General features: G+C 57.0%; 13 protein-coding genes and 1 tRNA gene. 6 read left to right on the forward strand and 8 right to left on the reverse strand.

What is annotated here, in order from left to right; genetic code table 11:
• From ACFDSS_RS08885 to ACFDSS_RS08895, 3 genes are all read right to left on the reverse strand, one after another.
• The coding region (locus ACFDSS_RS08885; RefSeq protein WP_375255408.1) for a class I tRNA ligase family protein at positions 1-1,120 on the reverse strand (1,120 nt) is incomplete at its 3' end.
• 80 nt (positions 1,121-1,200) lie between these two features.
• Entirely contained in the window at positions 1,201-1,797 is a 597-nt protein-coding gene (locus ACFDSS_RS08890) for an HD domain-containing protein (RefSeq protein ID WP_375255396.1), read from the reverse strand.
• Complete coding sequence (locus tag ACFDSS_RS08895; protein WP_375255397.1) at positions 1,797-2,675, reverse strand: phytanoyl-CoA dioxygenase family protein; 879 nt, start codon at positions 2,673-2,675, stop codon at positions 1,797-1,799. Before ACFDSS_RS08895 ends, ACFDSS_RS08890 begins: the two co-directional genes overlap by 1 nt.
• A 157-nt stretch (positions 2,676-2,832) precedes the next feature.
• On the opposite strand from ACFDSS_RS08895, the gene ACFDSS_RS08900 reads away from it, so the two are divergent.
• Positions 2,833-3,885, forward strand: coding sequence for a DUF2235 domain-containing protein (locus ACFDSS_RS08900; protein WP_375255398.1), 1,053 nt, complete (start codon positions 2,833-2,835; stop codon positions 3,883-3,885).
• Here the strand turns inward: ACFDSS_RS08900 and ACFDSS_RS08905 are convergent.
• Positions 3,853-4,332, reverse strand: a complete 480-nt coding sequence (locus ACFDSS_RS08905) for a PaaI family thioesterase (RefSeq protein ID WP_375255399.1) — start codon at positions 4,330-4,332, stop codon at positions 3,853-3,855. The genes ACFDSS_RS08900 and ACFDSS_RS08905 overlap by 33 nt on opposite strands.
• A 37-nt stretch (positions 4,333-4,369) precedes the next feature.
• A complete protein-coding gene (metF, locus tag ACFDSS_RS08910) occupies positions 4,370-5,236 on the reverse strand; it encodes a methylenetetrahydrofolate reductase [NAD(P)H] (protein WP_375255400.1) in 867 nt (288 codons plus the stop codon).
• A gap of 93 nt (positions 5,237-5,329) precedes the next feature.
• On the opposite strand from metF, the gene ACFDSS_RS08915 reads away from it, so the two are divergent.
• Entirely contained in the window at positions 5,330-6,244 is a 915-nt protein-coding gene (locus ACFDSS_RS08915; RefSeq protein ID WP_375255401.1) for a LysR substrate-binding domain-containing protein, read from the forward strand.
• On the opposite strand, the gene ACFDSS_RS08920 is transcribed toward ACFDSS_RS08915, so the two are convergent.
• Positions 6,216-8,174: a putative bifunctional diguanylate cyclase/phosphodiesterase gene (locus ACFDSS_RS08920; protein WP_375255402.1), complete on the reverse strand. Its 1,959-nt coding sequence runs from the start codon at positions 8,172-8,174 to the stop codon at positions 6,216-6,218. The two genes, ACFDSS_RS08915 and ACFDSS_RS08920, sit on opposite strands and share 29 nt — an antisense overlap.
• A gap of 165 nt (positions 8,175-8,339) precedes the next feature.
• On the opposite strand from ACFDSS_RS08920, the gene ACFDSS_RS08925 reads away from it, so the two are divergent.
• Positions 8,340-9,128, forward strand: coding sequence for an inositol monophosphatase family protein (locus ACFDSS_RS08925; protein ID WP_375255403.1), 789 nt, complete (start codon positions 8,340-8,342; stop codon positions 9,126-9,128).
• Here ACFDSS_RS08925 and ACFDSS_RS08930 read toward each other — a convergent pair.
• Complete coding sequence (locus ACFDSS_RS08930) at positions 9,125-9,859, reverse strand: rhomboid family intramembrane serine protease (RefSeq protein WP_375255404.1); 735 nt, start codon at positions 9,857-9,859, stop codon at positions 9,125-9,127. The genes ACFDSS_RS08925 and ACFDSS_RS08930 overlap by 4 nt on opposite strands.
• A gap of 31 nt (positions 9,860-9,890) precedes the next feature.
• Entirely contained in the window at positions 9,891-13,367 is a 3,477-nt protein-coding gene (gene putA, locus ACFDSS_RS08935; RefSeq protein ID WP_375255405.1) for a bifunctional proline dehydrogenase/L-glutamate gamma-semialdehyde dehydrogenase PutA, read from the reverse strand.
• Between the two features lie 108 nt (positions 13,368-13,475).
• Between putA and ACFDSS_RS08940 the strand changes: the two genes are divergently transcribed.
• The 3 genes from ACFDSS_RS08940 to ACFDSS_RS08950 all read left to right on the forward strand — a co-directional run bounded on the left by ACFDSS_RS08940 (position 13,476) and on the right by ACFDSS_RS08950 (position 14,680).
• The gene (locus ACFDSS_RS08940) at positions 13,476-13,973 is read left to right on the forward strand and encodes an Lrp/AsnC family transcriptional regulator (RefSeq protein ID WP_375255406.1); all 498 of its coding nucleotides are present in this window, start codon (positions 13,476-13,478) and stop codon (positions 13,971-13,973) included.
• A gap of 37 nt (positions 13,974-14,010) precedes the next feature.
• Positions 14,011-14,550: a tetratricopeptide repeat protein gene (locus tag ACFDSS_RS08945; RefSeq protein WP_375255407.1), complete on the forward strand. Its 540-nt coding sequence runs from the start codon at positions 14,011-14,013 to the stop codon at positions 14,548-14,550.
• Between the two features lie 44 nt (positions 14,551-14,594).
• A tRNA-Leu gene (locus tag ACFDSS_RS08950) sits at positions 14,595-14,680 on the forward strand.
• The last annotated feature ends 291 nt before the right edge of the window (positions 14,681-14,971 follow it).

Consider the following 14,971-nt stretch of genomic DNA (forward strand, 5'->3'; position numbering starts at 1 on the left):
GGACCATGTTCATTGCGGCGATCATCGCCTCGTCGAAATCCTGAGTGCCATTCGCGATGGCTTGGGAGGTTGCGGCCTCTTCCACATATGGTTTTCCGTCGGCCCGCATCGCCCCTTTAGTATCCATCAGCGCGTACATTGGGATGCCAGCGCGCTTGGCGACTTCGTAGTCGTTGAAGTCATGCGCGCCGGTGATTTTCACCGCACCAGAGCCGAAGGTCATATCAGGGTAGGGGTCCGTGATGATCGGGATCAGGCGGCGCTGGGCCTTTGGGCCAACGGGAATTTCGCAGAGCTTTCCGACAATCGGCGCATAGCGCGCGTCGTCTTTATGGACGGCAACAGCACCATCACCGAGCATCGTTTCCGGGCGGGTTGTGGCGATGGAAATGTAATTGCGGGTCTCGCGCAGGGTGACGTTGCCGTCTTCGTCTTTCTCGACGTATTCATAGGTTTCGCCGCCAGCCAGCGGATATTTGAAGTGCCACATGTGGCCGTCAACTTCGATGTTTTCGACCTCAAGATCGGAAATCGCGGTCTCAAAGTGCGGGTCCCAGTTGACCAGACGTTTGCCGCGGTAGATCAGGCCCTTGTTGTACATCTCAACAAAGACTTTCAGCACTGCATCGTGGAAATTGCCGGGCCTTTCAGTTGCAGGCGCGCTTTCGGCACCCGACATCGTAAAGGCAGAGCGGGACCAATCCATGCTATCGCCCAGACGTCGGGCCTGTTGTTCAATCGTGCCACCTTTGGCGGCTTTCCATTCCCAGACTTTCTCAAGGAATTTCTCGCGGCCCATTTCGGTGCGCTTGGGCTGCTGCGTTTCGGCTAGATCCTTTTCAACCATCAACTGGGTGGCGATGCCAGCGTGGTCCAATCCGGGCTGCCAAAGCGTGTCGTAACCCTGCATCCGCTTCCAGCGGGTCAGCATATCCATCAACGTGTGGTTAAAAGCGTGGCCGACGTGCAGGTGGCCGGTGACATTGGGGGGCGGCAACATGATGCAGAAGGTTTCATCGCGCGATGCGTTGGCACCCGCTTTGAATGCGCCAGCTTCTTCCCACATCTTGTAAATGCGGGCTTCTGCTTCGCCTGCGTTGAATGTCTTGTCCATGGCCAGAGCCGCAACTCCACTTGGTCTTTGGCTCAGATAGCGGAGGGGGGCAGGAAGGAAAAGGGGGTGTTGCCGATCGCCTTGGTTTAGGTGGCGACGAGCGGTACACGTCGGCCTGCCCTGATGACGTCAGGGTCGTAGGGTGTGCGGGCGAAAACCTCTTCCACGCGCGCGGCGAAATGCGACAACGGCAGTGTGTCATAGGTTGGATCGAAAGAGCTTTGATCCCAGCGCTCGCAGAAGGCTGCACAGTCATCAAAATATGGACTGTCGCGGTAAGCGTCGCGTTTGTCTGGGTTCGCGCCGACATGTTCGCCGTAATAGACGAGCTGGAAGTCACCGTGTTTTTCAACAACCCAAGTGACCTGTTCGCGTACAAAAGGGCGCAGAATGCTGGCCGCATATTCGTCGTGATTATAGGGCGCATATATGTCGCCGATGTCATGCAAAAGTGCGGCAACGATCCAATCAATGTCAGCTCCGTCACGCTCTGCGCGCGTTGCCGATTGCAGGGAATGGCCAAGGCGCGTGATTTGATACCCGGAAAGTCCCTCATCAAGACTGACCATCGCTTGAAGCAAACGACCGGCAGTGCCTTTGGTGTATTCCACTTCATGTTCGGTCAGAAAGTCGTAGTCTTCCTTGTCGCCGTCTTTCATGGCGGTGAATTTGACCCGGTCCATTATATGTACATCTCCGTCTTGCCTGATGCGCCCTTCATCATGACCTGAGTTTGGGCTTCTCGGATCTCATCGTAAAGCGCCAATGCATCTGGGGCGAAGTTTTCCGTCGGCTGCGGGACATGGATGAAGTTGCCATGTCTGTCTTGGCCGCGTGCAGGCATGGCGTAATCTATTTCGCCGACTTCTTGCTGCATATCGGGGCGAATGTAGCGGATAACGCAGGCGATGCGCCTGTCGTCGCTGGCGTTTGGGCCAGAACCATGAATGGTGAGCCCGTGATGCAGGCTCATTTGACCGGGGTGGATCTCAATGGCGGTTTTCTGTTCATCGGCAACATCAACCTTCACCTCTTGACCGCGGCTGAGCAGGTTGTTTTCGTCGAAGGTGTCTTCATGCGGCAGGATCGCATTCTTGTGGCTAGCCTTGACAAAATCCATGCAGCCGGATGCAGGTGTGGCAGGCGATAGCGGGATCCATGCAGTGACCAACCCGTCAATTGCCCCAAGGCCCCAATAGGTCAGGTCCTGATGCATTGAGACGATATGTTTCGTGCGTGGCTCCTTGATGAAAAACTCGCCTGAGAAGACCATAATGTCAGGCCCAAGTATGCCTTCGATGACATCAAGCACTGCCGGGCAGGTCGCAATCTGCGCGACCATAGGCATGACAACATGGGCGTTGATGCGTTTGTAGGTGTTCAGCGGAAGCGGCAAGCCATTGTCCAACCAGTCGCGCTCAATCGTTTCAATCTCTTTGCGGTAGTTCAGCGCGTCTTGCGTTGGCAAAGCAGGCAGCGGGAAAAGATAGCCATCGTCCCAGTATTGTTGCACCTGTGCGTCGTTTAAATGGCCGTCCTGAAGGGCAAGTGTTGGTCGCATGGTATCCTCCCGTCTGCTGAAGAAATCACATCGGTCATTTTGCGACATGTCGCGCTTGCCAGCGACTTCCATGAAATCACACCAAGTTTTCTGGACCTTCCGTCGCACCTGACCAATAGTGGCGCAAAGGACCGTTCGGGTCCGTCAAAGGACATACATGCCGATACGTGATTGGTTTTTTGGGCTTTTTGGTCGTCGTGCCCGCACCGAAGAACGGGGCGTGCGCCACCGCGGGGCGGCGACCCATATCGTGATCCTAGATGGCACCATGTCTTCGCTGGTCGTCGGGCGCGAAACCAATGCAGGGATCGCCTTCAAATTGATGAGTGAGGTCAGCGTACAATCCAATATGACCGTGCACTATGAGGCGGGCATCCAGTGGCGGGATTGGTCAAATACCTGGGATGTCATCTCTGGCAAGGGAATAAACAGGCAGATCAGGCGCGCTTACGGCGTTGTAGCATCGCGCTACCGGCCGGGTGACCGGATTGTCTTGTTGGGGTATTCGCGTGGCGCATTCGCGGTGCGATCACTGGCTGGCGTGATCGATATGGTCGGATTGCTCCGCCAAGATTGCGCGACAGAACGCCAGATCAGACAGGCCTACCGGCACTACCAAACGGCCGCGCAAAGCGCCGCGGCAGAGGTATTTCGCAACCAATACTGTCACCCTGACGTGATGATCGAGGCGGTGGGGGTCTTTGACACGGTCAAGGCGCTGGGCATCAGGCTGCCGATTGTCTGGAAGTGGGGACAGCGGCAACATGACTTCCACAATGATGCCTTGGGGCCGCATATCCGCAATGGTTTCCATGCGCTCGCCATTGATGAAACACGGCGGGCCTATGCGCCCGTGATGTGGTCTGGCCCGCCCGAATGGCCAGGCCATATGGAGCAAGTCTGGTTTCGTGGCACCCATGCCGATGTTGGCGGGCAGGTTTGGCAGCATCCCGCAGCGCGTCCTTTGGCAAATATCCCGCTGGTTTGGATGTTGCAGCGGCTGGCAACTTGCGGCGTGGCGTTGCCAGATGGGTGGGAGGATCGCTTTGCGCAGGATCCTGATGCGCCATCCATTGGCAGATGGCACGGATGGGCGCGGATATTTCTGTCGCGCAAACGCCGGAAAGTAGGTGTGGACCCGTCCGAGAGCTTGCATCCATCAATCGACAGCGCGGCCTCAGCGGTGCTTCATAATCAGGCAGGTGGCTGAACCTGTGGCATAAAGCTTTCCACTTTCAGCGTCCCTGATCTCACCCAACGCAACACCGGTACTGCGGCCGGAATGGGCGATGGTCCCAGTGGCAAGGATCGTCGTACCGACCGGGATCGCGAACACAAGATTAACCTTGTATTCCAGCGTCGTGTAGACCGATCCTTTGGGTGTGACCGTCATCACCGCACAGGACATGCAGGTATCCAGCAGCGTCCCATACCAGCCGCCATGCACGGCGCCCGCAGGGTTTGTGTGCTGGAATTGCGGCGTGGCGCGGATGACAACTTCGCCGGATGCGACGCTGTGCAGATGACACTGTGCCGTCCCCCACATCGCCGGTTCCGGCAAATTGCCTGTCTTGATCGCTTGCATGAATGCGAGACCTGACATCGAAAGTGTCGTTTCGAGATCGGGCAAGTCGGACGGGGCGCTGGCGAGGGGCATTGGCTATCGGTCTTTGGTTTTGACCAAGGCTGATCGCTCAGGCCACCTTTTGCAACTGCGTTTTGGTTTCAATCCCGAGCGCTTTGCAAACGGCACGCGACAATTCTGGCCGGTTGAGCGTGTAGAAATGCAGGTGATCGACCCCGCCGCTCAACAAATCATCGCAAAGTTCCGTAGCCACGGCTGTTGCCAGCATCGTTTCCGTCTCAGGGTCGGTGACCTTTTCAAATGCATCACGGACCACTTGCGGAATGGACGCGCCGCATTGTGCAGCAAAGCGCTGCGTGCCGTTCCAGCTTGTGACGGGCAAAATGCCGGGAATAATGGGGGCATCGATCCCTGCTTTCACACAGGCGTCCCGGAAACGGAAGAAAGTATCAGCCTCGAAAAAGAATTGCGTAATGGCCGCGCTCGCGCCTGCGTCAAACTTGCGTTTCAGGTAGGCGATGTCGGCAGTTGGGCTGGCGGCTTCTGGATGGGTCTCAGGGTAGGCGCCAACGCGGATGTTGAATTGGCCGCGCATTGCAAGCGCTGTGACGAGATCGACGGAGCTGGGAAAACCGTTCGAATGGGCGCCAAATTTGGGCGCACCCGCCGGGGCGTCGCCACGCAATGCAACGATATCGCGCACACCAGAGGCAGCATAGCGATCCGCGATCTTCAGGATGTCCGCTTTGGTCGCATCGACACATGTCAAATGCGCGGCCACATTGAGAGTGCTTGTCGTTTGAATGGCGGTGACGGCCTCATGGGTCAACTGACGCGTTGTACCGCCAGCGCCGTAGGTCACGGAGACAAAAGTTGGCTCCAGTGGAGCGAGCGTTTGCACGCAGTCATGCAGGCGAAAGGCGCCTTCAAGGGTCTTGGGCGGGAAGAATTCGAACGACAGGGTAGGTTTGGACATAGGCGTACCTCTTGCTTGCCATTGCGTTGTCGTCTACTCCACTCATCAAATCAAATTCATAAACTTCACTAATGTAATGAGGTTGGCTCATAAATGAATATCCAGTTTCGCCATCTGCGCACAATCAAGGCGATCCATGATACCGGTGGTCTGGCGCGCGCCGCCGATCAGCTCAATATCACCCAATCGGCGTTGTCCCATCAGATCAAAGGGATTGAGGATCAAGCCGGTGTTGAGCTTTTTGTGCGGCGGTCCAAGCCACTCAAACTGTCTGCTGCGGGGATGCGGCTGCTCGCTGCGGCAGAGTCGATCTTGCCTCAGGTGGTGGCTCTGGAGGCTGAGTTTGACGGATTGATCGCGGGCAAGTCGGGCCGATTGCATATCGCGATCGAATGCCACGCTTGCTTTGAGTGGCTCTTTCCGGTGCTTGAACAATTCCGCAAGGCCTGGCCCGATGTGGATGTCGATATTCGCCCCGGTCTTGCCTTTGATGCCTTGCCGGCATTGCGCAAGGAAGAGGTTGATCTTGTCGTTTCGTCAGATCCCGAAGACTTACCGGAGACAGACTTTACACCGCTTTTTGACTATGAACCTGTTTTTGTCGCCGCCGCGTCACATCGACTGGCGGAAAAAGCCGTGATTGAGGCAGCGGACTTTCGGGGTGAAACGCTCATTACCTATCCGGTGGATCGCGCGCGGCTTGATGTCTTTTCGCAACTATTGACCCCGGCGAAGGTTGAACCTGCGGCCGTACGCCAAGTTGAACTGACCGCGGTGATCTTGTTGCTTGTGGCGTCCAACCGTGGTGTGGCGGTATTGCCGGATTGGGTTGTGCAGCAGGTGCGCTACAACGCCGACTATGTCACGCGGCCATTAACGAAAGGCGGAATGACACGCCGGCTCTATGCGGTTACGCGGTCAGATGATACGACCCGCCCCTATATGGCGCACTTGCTCCGGCTTGCGCGCCAAGAAGCGGTCAAACTGCAACGCGCTGTTGACGTCTAGCATTGGATTGCAACGCGCGGCCTTCCTTGAAAAGGCGTAGATAGGCATCGTCGAACGCCATCGCCCCTCCGTATAGGTACCCCTGCACATATTTGTAGCCCATATTTGCAAGCATGTCGCGCTGGGTCTGCGTTTCGACACCTTCGGCGATAAGTTCAACGCCTAGCCCGCACGCAATCGTCACCAGACTGGCGGTGAGAACCTCTGACGCCGGATCAACGCCCAGATCACGCACAAAGCCCGTATCCAGCTTCAACTCATCAAAGGCGAGCTCTTTGAGATGCTGGAGTGAGGCGTAGCCGGTACCAAAATCATCCAGCGAAATGCGCACGCCGGATTCGCGAAACATCTCAATTGACCTGCGGATGATTTCGCTTGAACGGGCAATAAAGATGTCCTCAGTGATTTCGAAGGTCAGAAAAGGGCGCAAATCCGGATATTTGTCGATAACGGCAAAGAGTTCTTTGCGGCCAACCAGCGTGGCCAAGGCAACCTCGGACATATTGATCGAGATTTGCCCGGGATCCAATCCGTCCTCAACAAAAAGCGCCAGATCCTCCATCACCTTCGCGGCGGTGTGTGTCATGAATGCGCCTTGCAAGCCAAGCTCGTTCATCATCGGCAAAAACTGCGAAGGGGGCAGTAGGCCGCGGGTTGGGTGCTTCCAACGCGAAAGCGCCTCAAAGCCTACGGTTTCTCCTGTGTTGATATTCACTTTGGGCTGGTAATACGGGATGATCTGCGCTTCCAGCATGGCATCGAGCAGCATTTGCCGATCTTCCAAAGTGGCGCGCACAGGAAAAGCTGCTTTGTCATAGACTTTGATTTTGTTGTCATCGTCCTGTTTGGCCCTGTACATAGCCTGATCTGCCCCTGACAGCAGTTCCGGAGGCGTTTGTGCACCCGGTCCCTGTCGGGCAATGCCGATGCTCACTCCGATACGCAGTTGCTTTTGCTCAAAAGGGATTTCTTGCGTGAGAGCGGCGATCATATTCTGTGCGAATTCACGGGCTTTCGTTTCTGTCGTAATGGCGCCGGTGAGAAGCGAAAACTCATCCCCCCCTGTGCGCGCAACGTGATCGCCCCGTTGGGCAAGCATGGTCAGCCGATCCGCCACTGCACCCAAGACACTGTCGCCGGCAACATGCCCGTAGCTGTCATTTATCGGCTTGAATCCGTCCAAATCGATTGAGAAGACGGTTACCCCATTCCGGTTGCCGTGCTGGTTCATCATGCTTTGCACAACCTCGTCGAATGCGCGCCTGTTCAACAACCCTGTCAGCCCGTCACAACGCGACAGCCGTTCAAGATCGGCCAAACGCGCGTTGGCAACATTGCGCGCCTGTTCCAGCGCCTTATGTGTATCTTTTTGCAGGTTCATCGTGTCGAATGTGTTCGCGAAGTACACAACGACGACCACAGAGGTCAAAAGCCAGAAAAGCGGCGCAGTCGTGAAAGCCGGGTTTTGGGAGGCGTGCCAGAGCATTACGAATTTGGTTGTGAAGGCAGGGATAATCTGGCTCCAGTTGTATATCGGCAGCAGTCCGAAAGTGTTGCTGATGTGAATGGAAATGCCGAATGCCCACACGAAGCCTGCCAAGACGAAAGGAAGTATATCGCTGTGCGCCAAGGTGACCCCGAAGCCCAAGAAGGGGAACATCGCCGTCCAGTTTACCAAGAATACGGCGATTACCATGCGTTTGGTAAGCGGTCTTTCAAAATTCGACGCGCGCTTGTTCAGCGGATAAGCCAAGACTTCCAGCGCCATGACACTACAGCCCAGCACCAACCCTTCCCATTCGAACCCGGCGATTTGGCAAACAGCGACCATCAGCAAAGCAGACCCAGCCCGTTTTGGCACATCACGGCCTGAGATATGGCCCGCGATCTGGGTCTGATGCCTGAGATGTTCGAGTTTGGGCAGTTCCATCGCAATCCTTTTGCGTCCTCCTCAACGCTATCGAGGAACCGCCCAAACAATCCGTTAAGCCGGGCCCGCGAATTGCATTCATAGTTAAGGCAATCTTGCCCCTTGTTCCGCCAGTCGCTTGGCCCTATACGCCGCGCTTGACCCCAAAAACCGAGGACGCCCGACATGGCTGGCAGTGCAAATCTCAACGTGATGATGAAAACCGCGCGCAAGGCCGGGCGCGGGTTGCTCAAGGACTTTGGTGAGGTCGAAAATCTTCAGGTAAGCTCAAAGGGCCCCGGTGATTTTGTCAGCCGTGCGGACAAAGCAGCCGAAGCCTTGATTATGGAAGAATTGATGGCGGCGCGCCCGACCTATGGTTTTATGGGCGAAGAAGGCAAGGAAATTGCAGGCGAAGATCCGACCCGCCGCTGGATCGTTGACCCGCTTGATGGCACGACAAACTTTCTGCATGGTTTGCCACATTGGGCGGTCTCGATTGCTCTTGAACACAAAGGCCAGATCGTGGCCGGTGTGATTTACGATCCTGTCAAAGACGAAATGTTTTACGCCGAAAAGGGTACAGGTGCCTGGATGAATGAAAGCCGGATGCGCGTTTCGGTCCGTCACCGGATGATCGAAAGCATTTTTGCGACCGGACTGCCCTTTGGTGGCCGCGCCGATTTGCCTGAAACATTGCAGGATCTGGCGCGGATCATGCCGACCTGTGCCGGTGTCCGCCGCTTTGGCGCCGCGGCACTTGATCTCGCCTATGTCGCCGCTGGCCGCTATGAAGGCTTCTGGGAGCGTCGATTGCACGCATGGGACATTGCCGCAGGGATCGTGATCGTCCGCGAGGCTGGCGGGATCGTCGAGCCTTTGAGCAAGAACGGTGATATCCTCGCGGATGGTGAGATGATCTGCGCCAACGAACCTATTTTCGAGACCTTCGCGAAGGTGATCCGCAAAGCCTAACGCCGGACTACCGGGACGCTGCTGCGCCCGTACTGCGCTTCAGGATGTGGCGGCACCCCATGCGTTTGCCGCCAAAACAAAACCCCTCCGCGTCTGAACCAGAGCGGAAGTGTGCCCAGAAACCCGATCACGAACCCTCCCGCATGCGCCCAGTAGGCCACGCCGCCCAATGACGGTTCGACATTGATGCCGTTGAACAGTTGGATTGCAAACCAAAGCCCCAACATGATCCATGCGGGGATTGGGAAGATGCGGAAGAAGACGACAAAGAAGATGAAAATGTCGACCTTCGCTTTTGGATAGAGCAACAGATACCCGCCCATCACACCTGCAATCGCACCCGACGCGCCGACGGTGGGGATCTGTGACAAAGGGTCGGTGACGACCTGCGCAAGGCTCGCGCCGATCCCACATAGCAGATAGAAGATCAGGAAGGGAATATGCCCCATTTCATCTTCCAGGTTGTCTCCGAAAATCCACAAAAACAACATATTACCTGCCAGATGCAGGACGCCACCGTGCAAAAATACCGACGTGACCAATGCGCTGTAATTCTCTCCACCGGAAATGCGGAACGGCAGAAGAGCATAATCGTAATAGAACAGGGAAAGCGCGTAGTCAGTTTGCAGCAGTGCCAGCCCGCCCAGAAAGACCGCGGTATTAAGGGCGATCAAACTGAGCGTGATATAGGGCGTGCGTTCGGACGGATTGTGGTCGCGTATCGGGATCATGGGCGGACCGTCGCGGATGTCTTCGGGTGGGTCAAGAGGGAGCTTTGCCTGCGACCTCCGCCAGAAGTGCGGCGTTTCCGCCGGCAGCAGTTGTGTCGATGCAAACGTGGCGTTCATGCAGGACATGTGCGGCGTCCGGTCGCTCGGTGACCAGCGCGGTTATCGGGCCAACGCGCTGGCGCAAGGCCATTTCGATGGCCCGTCCGGTGTCTGGGCTCCCCCACCAAATCACGCCTGCTACTGGCCTAAGGTCCGTCAGCGTTTCAGGCGGCAGATGTCCTGTGGCAGAAATACCTACGCCGCCGAGCGCTCGCACTGCGGCGCGCTGCGCTTCCGCCAGCGCCTCGCCTGGTCCCATGCACAGGATCGGGCCACGCGGGTGGGTGCTGTGGCGGTTGGATTCGCCAGTTGGTCCGGGCAGGTCGGTCACGGATTGCATGTAGGTCGGGACAGCGGCAGTAGCCAGTTCTTTCTTGAGCGCGCCAATGTCTGCGTCTTGCGTCCATCCGGTGTTTTCGGGCTCCTTCGGATTGGCGGTAAAGCGCGGCAGATAATGCGGCCCTCCCGCTTTCGGACCAGTCCCCGACATGCCTTGGCCGCCGAAGGGCTGGCTTCCGACGATAGCGCCGATCTGATCGCGGTTCACATAGATGTTGGCAGCTTCCACCTTCTCGACAATGGTTTGTACCCGGTCGTCAATGCGGCTGTGCAGCCCGAATGTGAGGCCATAGCCCGTCGCGTTGATGGCGCTGATGACGTCTTCCAACGCATGCGATTTGAAGGTGGCGACGTGCAGCACTGGGCCGAAGACTTCCCTTGTCATATCGGCGATGCCGGTCACGCGAAGGGCGGTGGGTGCAATGAAATGGCCTTGCGATGGGGCCTTGATCTGATGGATCAGGCGGCCGTCTTGACGTGCTTGCGCGATATGCTCCGCAATTGCCTGGCGTGCAACTGCATCAATCACCGGGCCCACATCTGTAGACAGGTGCCATGGGTTCCCGACTTGCAGTTGATCCATCGCCCCTTTGAGCATTTTCAGGAGGGTCTCTGCGATGTCCTCTTGCACATAGAGGCAACGCAACGCCGAACAGCGTTGACCGGCGGAGCGGAAGGCACCGTTGATAATGTCGCGCACGGCATGTTCCGGCAACGCGGTGCTGTCAACGATCATTGCGTTCAACCCGCCAGTTTCTGCAATCAAGGGTGTGCCGGGCGCGCAATGTTCAGCCATGTTGGCTCTGATCTTGAGGGCCGTCGCCGTTGAACCGGTAAAGGCGACACCATTGATGCGCGGGTCGGCCGTCAAGGCTGCGCCAACATCGCCGGAGCCGGGCAGGAGTTGCAGGGTGTTCACCGGGACGCCAGCCTTATGCATCATTGCGATGGCGCGCGTGGCGATGAGTGGGGTCTCTTCGGCAGGTTTGGCCAGAACACCGTTGCCTGCTGCAAGTGCGGCTGCAATTTGGCCAGTGAAAATCGCGAGCGGAAAGTTCCAGGGGCTGATGCAGGTCCAAATCCCGCGCGCCTTTCGGTCATGTTTGGCTTGGGCGGCGTAATAGCGCAGGAAATCCACAGCCTCGCGCAATTCGGCCACAGCGTCTGGCAGAGCTTTGCCGGCTTCGCGCGTCAGGATCGCAAAGAGCTCTGCTGCATTGGTTTCATAGGCGTCAGCAACCGCGTTCAGGATCGCGACCCGTTCTGTGACCGGTGCTGCCCATGGTTCTGCGCTTTCCAGCGCTGTCACGATGTCCGCGCGCGTCGCATTTTGCACCTGGCCCACCAGCGCGGCCGGTTTGGCGGGGTTGGTGATGTCTTGTCGGTGTTGGAGCCTCCGGCGGGGATATTTATGCTCCGAAGAAGTCAGGGGATGGGCGACAAAAACGGTTTTCTCGAAACGGCTGCGCGCCTTTGCGATTGTTTGTAGTGTTGGTGCGTGGGTGAGATCCCAGCCTTTGGAATTGATCCGTTCGGGCTGATAGAGATCGGGGCCTTTGGTGATGTTTGGTGTGGTGCCGATATGATCGAAGGGACAGGCGGCCACAATTTCGGGGGCGACCTCTTCATCGACGATCTGGTTAACGAAGCTTGAATTGGCGCCGTTTTCCAACAGTCGCCGGACCAGATAGGCCAGCAGGTCTTCATGCGCACCGACAGGTGCATAGATCCGGCAGCGCGTGTTGCGTGCTTTCAGGACAAGCGTGTGCAGTGTTTCGCCCATGCCGTGCAGCCGCTGGAATTCAAATGCTTCCGGCCCGCGGTTTTCTTGTGCTGCAATGTCAAGCACTGCCTGAACCGTATGCGCGTTGTGGGTGGCAAATTGCGGATAGATGCGGTCGGTCATGCGCAACAATTTACGTGCGTTACTGATGTAGCTGATATCCGTGTGGTGTTTTGCCGTGAAGACAGGGAACCCGTCGATGCCTTCGACTTGCGCGCGCTTAATCTCGGCGTCCCAATAGGCACCTTTGACCAAGCGTACCATAATCTTGCGATCACATTGTGTTGCCAGCGCATAAAGATGGTCCAGCACCAGCGCCGCGCGTTGTCCGAAGGCCTGCACGACAACTCCGAAGCCGCCCCATCCCGCAAGTGCCGGTTCTGACAGCACCGCACCTATCACATCGAGTGACAGCGAAAGCCTATCCGCCTCTTCGGCATCGATGTTGAAGCCCATTCCAGCCGATTTCGCCAGAAGCGCCAGCGCCCGCACGCGCGGCACAAGCTCTTCCATCACGCGCGCTTCCTGCGCCACTTCGTAACGGGGATGCAGTGCGGAGAGTTTCACGGAGATGCCGGGATTTTTTGCCACGCTGTCTGAATGACAGTGTTCCGCAATCGCGCTGATCGCGCGCGCATAGGCCAGATGATAGCCGCGTGCATCCGCTTCGGTGCGTGCCGCTTCGCCCAGCATGTCATAGCTGTAGGTGAAACCCTTGGCCTGCATTCCCTCCGCGCGTTTCATCGCTTTCGTGATGTCCTCCCCCAGAACGAATTGCCGCCCCATTTCGCGCATTGCGCGTGCAACGGCTGTGCGGATCACTGGCTCTCCCAACCTTTTGACAGCACTGCGCAGATGCCGGGTGAGCCCCGGTTTTTCATTGTCGAGTACCCGCCCGGTCAGCATAAGCGCCCAGGTTGAGGCATTCACCAAAGACGACGCGGAATGGCCCAGATGCTTGCCCCAGTCAGAGGGTGCGATCTTGTCTTCGATCAGCTCGTCCATGGTGTCCGCATCCGGCACCCGCAAGAGTGCCTCTGCCAGACACATCAGCGCGATACCTTCATCCGTGGAAAGACCATATTCAGCCAGAAACACCTCCATCAAACCCGGTTCAGTGCTGGCGCGGATGTCGCGTACAAGATCAGCCGCTGCGGTGCTGATACGGGCACGGTCGGTGTCAGACAGGTTTGCCGTTTCAACAAGCGCGCGGACGGTCGCGGTTTCGTCCTGGTACATCGCCAGATCGATTTTGTGGCGCAGTGAATGTGTTTGATCGTGCGGCATGGCTGATACTCCTGTTGGTGTTTGGACCATCATAGCAGGTGTATACTGGCCGTATGGACTTCAGTATGGCATTATGGAAGTCGGTTAGGCTTTTTGAGGGGCATTATAATGGCTGAAAAGACTTATGGCGTCGATGGGTTTGATCGTAAGATTCTCGACATTCTGGCGATGGAGGGCCGGATCAGCGTCACGGAGCTGGCCCGCAGGATCGGATTGTCGAAATCACCAACCCAGGCGCGTCTCAAACGGCTTGAGGAAAGCCGGATCATTCGCGGCTACCGCGCGCTCTACGATCCAATCCGGCTGGGACGCGACCACGTGGCCTTTGTCGAGGTCAAGCTGACCGATACGCGTGAAGCGGCGCTGGCGGCCTTCAATGCAGGCGTTTTGCGCGTGGCGGAGATAGAACAATGCCATTTGATTGCCGGGGCATTTGATTACCTTTTGAAAGTGCGCACGGCCGGGATGACAGGATATCGTGCGGTCTTGGCCGAAAAAATCTCGACCTTGCCGCATGTGGCGAACACGTCAACCTATGTGGCGATGCAGGCCGTCAAGGAGGAGGGGCTCTCACAGATTTCACAAATTGACGGGGGGATGTCTTGACCACGCGGGCAAGTGCTTCAGATAATGAAGTATGAATATGAAATTGATAGCTCCACTGTGTCTTATCGCGGTACCTGTTGCCGCTGCAGCCTGCCCACCGGTTCCGGACCAGAGTGTGCGGATCGCCGAACTTGTTGCGGAATTGAAGGCCGCCGAAAGCCAAGAGGCGGCAGCGCCGGTGAATGCGGCGCTTTGGGAGTTGTGGCTGGATGCCCCAGATGAGATTGCGCAGGCGATGCTTGATGAAGGGATGGCGCGGCGCAGTAATTTTGATTTTCTGGGCGCGCGCAGGGCGCTTGACAGGTTGGTCGAATACTGCCCCGACTATGCCGAAGGGTATAATCAGCGGGCTTTTGCCAGCTACCTCGCGCGCGATCTTGAAGCCGCCCTTGTTGATCTGGACCGCACGTTGGAGATCCTGCCAACCCATATCGGCGCTTTGTCAGGAAAGGCGCTGACATTGATCGGATTGGGCCGTAATGACGATGCGCAGGATGTTTTGCGCGCGGCTCTCGCTTTGAACCCGTGGTTACAGGAGCGTGCCCTGCTTGTTGAGCCGGACGGCACCGACCTGTGATCTGTGCTTGCGGGTAGGGCGGAGGGCAATTAGGAATGGCTCGTGCCCGCGTGGTGGAATGGTAGACACTGGAGACTTAAAATCTCTTGGCCGTATGGCCGTGCCGGTTCGAGTCCGGCCGCGGGCACCATTTCACAAGTTCAAGTATGTCTGAAATTGGAATCGATTCATGGTGATGAGTTGGGGGATTACACTGGATCTAGTGGCCAATCCCCATCCAACGACTAGCCATGGCGGTTGTTCTGAGGACAAATTCCCTTAAAAATATGCGCTCTGCTGGATTTCTTTAATTCTTCTTCGGAAAGTGTGTTTTTTCTCAAAAAACCACTTGCGAGTATGGTCGACTAACCTTAGAAGCCACTTCATCGGATGCGCATCGATGTGTTGACGGTGCGCCAGACGGTCTTTCGGGATACGTGGC

Origin of the sequence: Yoonia sp. (assembly GCF_042093035.1) — a bacterium.
In the GTDB taxonomy this organism is placed as follows: Bacteria; Pseudomonadota; Alphaproteobacteria; order Rhodobacterales; family Rhodobacteraceae; genus Yoonia.

Excerpts from the sequence above, each read along its gene's own strand:
- ACFDSS_RS08890 (WP_375255396.1), bottom strand. The coding sequence starts at position 1,797 with ATGGACCGGGTCAAATTCACCGCCATGAAAGACGGCGACAAGGAAGAC.
- ACFDSS_RS08895 (WP_375255397.1), bottom strand. The coding sequence starts at position 2,675 with ATGCGACCAACACTTGCCCTTCAGGACGGCCATTTAAACGACGCACAG.
- ACFDSS_RS08900 (WP_375255398.1), top strand. The coding sequence starts at position 2,833 with ATGCCGATACGTGATTGGTTTTTTGGGCTTTTTGGTCGTCGTGCCCGC.
- ACFDSS_RS08905 (WP_375255399.1), bottom strand. The coding sequence starts at position 4,332 with ATGCCCCTCGCCAGCGCCCCGTCCGACTTGCCCGATCTCGAAACGACA.
- metF (WP_375255400.1), bottom strand. The coding sequence starts at position 5,236 with ATGTCCAAACCTACCCTGTCGTTCGAATTCTTCCCGCCCAAGACCCTT.
- ACFDSS_RS08915 (WP_375255401.1), top strand. The coding sequence starts at position 5,330 with ATGAATATCCAGTTTCGCCATCTGCGCACAATCAAGGCGATCCATGAT.
- ACFDSS_RS08920 (WP_375255402.1), bottom strand. The coding sequence starts at position 8,174 with ATGGAACTGCCCAAACTCGAACATCTCAGGCATCAGACCCAGATCGCG.
- ACFDSS_RS08925 (WP_375255403.1), top strand. The coding sequence starts at position 8,340 with ATGGCTGGCAGTGCAAATCTCAACGTGATGATGAAAACCGCGCGCAAG.
- ACFDSS_RS08930 (WP_375255404.1), bottom strand. The coding sequence starts at position 9,859 with ATGATCCCGATACGCGACCACAATCCGTCCGAACGCACGCCCTATATC.
- putA (WP_375255405.1), bottom strand. The coding sequence starts at position 13,367 with ATGCCGCACGATCAAACACATTCACTGCGCCACAAAATCGATCTGGCG.
- ACFDSS_RS08940 (WP_375255406.1), top strand. The coding sequence starts at position 13,476 with ATGGCTGAAAAGACTTATGGCGTCGATGGGTTTGATCGTAAGATTCTC.
- ACFDSS_RS08945 (WP_375255407.1), top strand. The coding sequence starts at position 14,011 with ATGAAATTGATAGCTCCACTGTGTCTTATCGCGGTACCTGTTGCCGCT.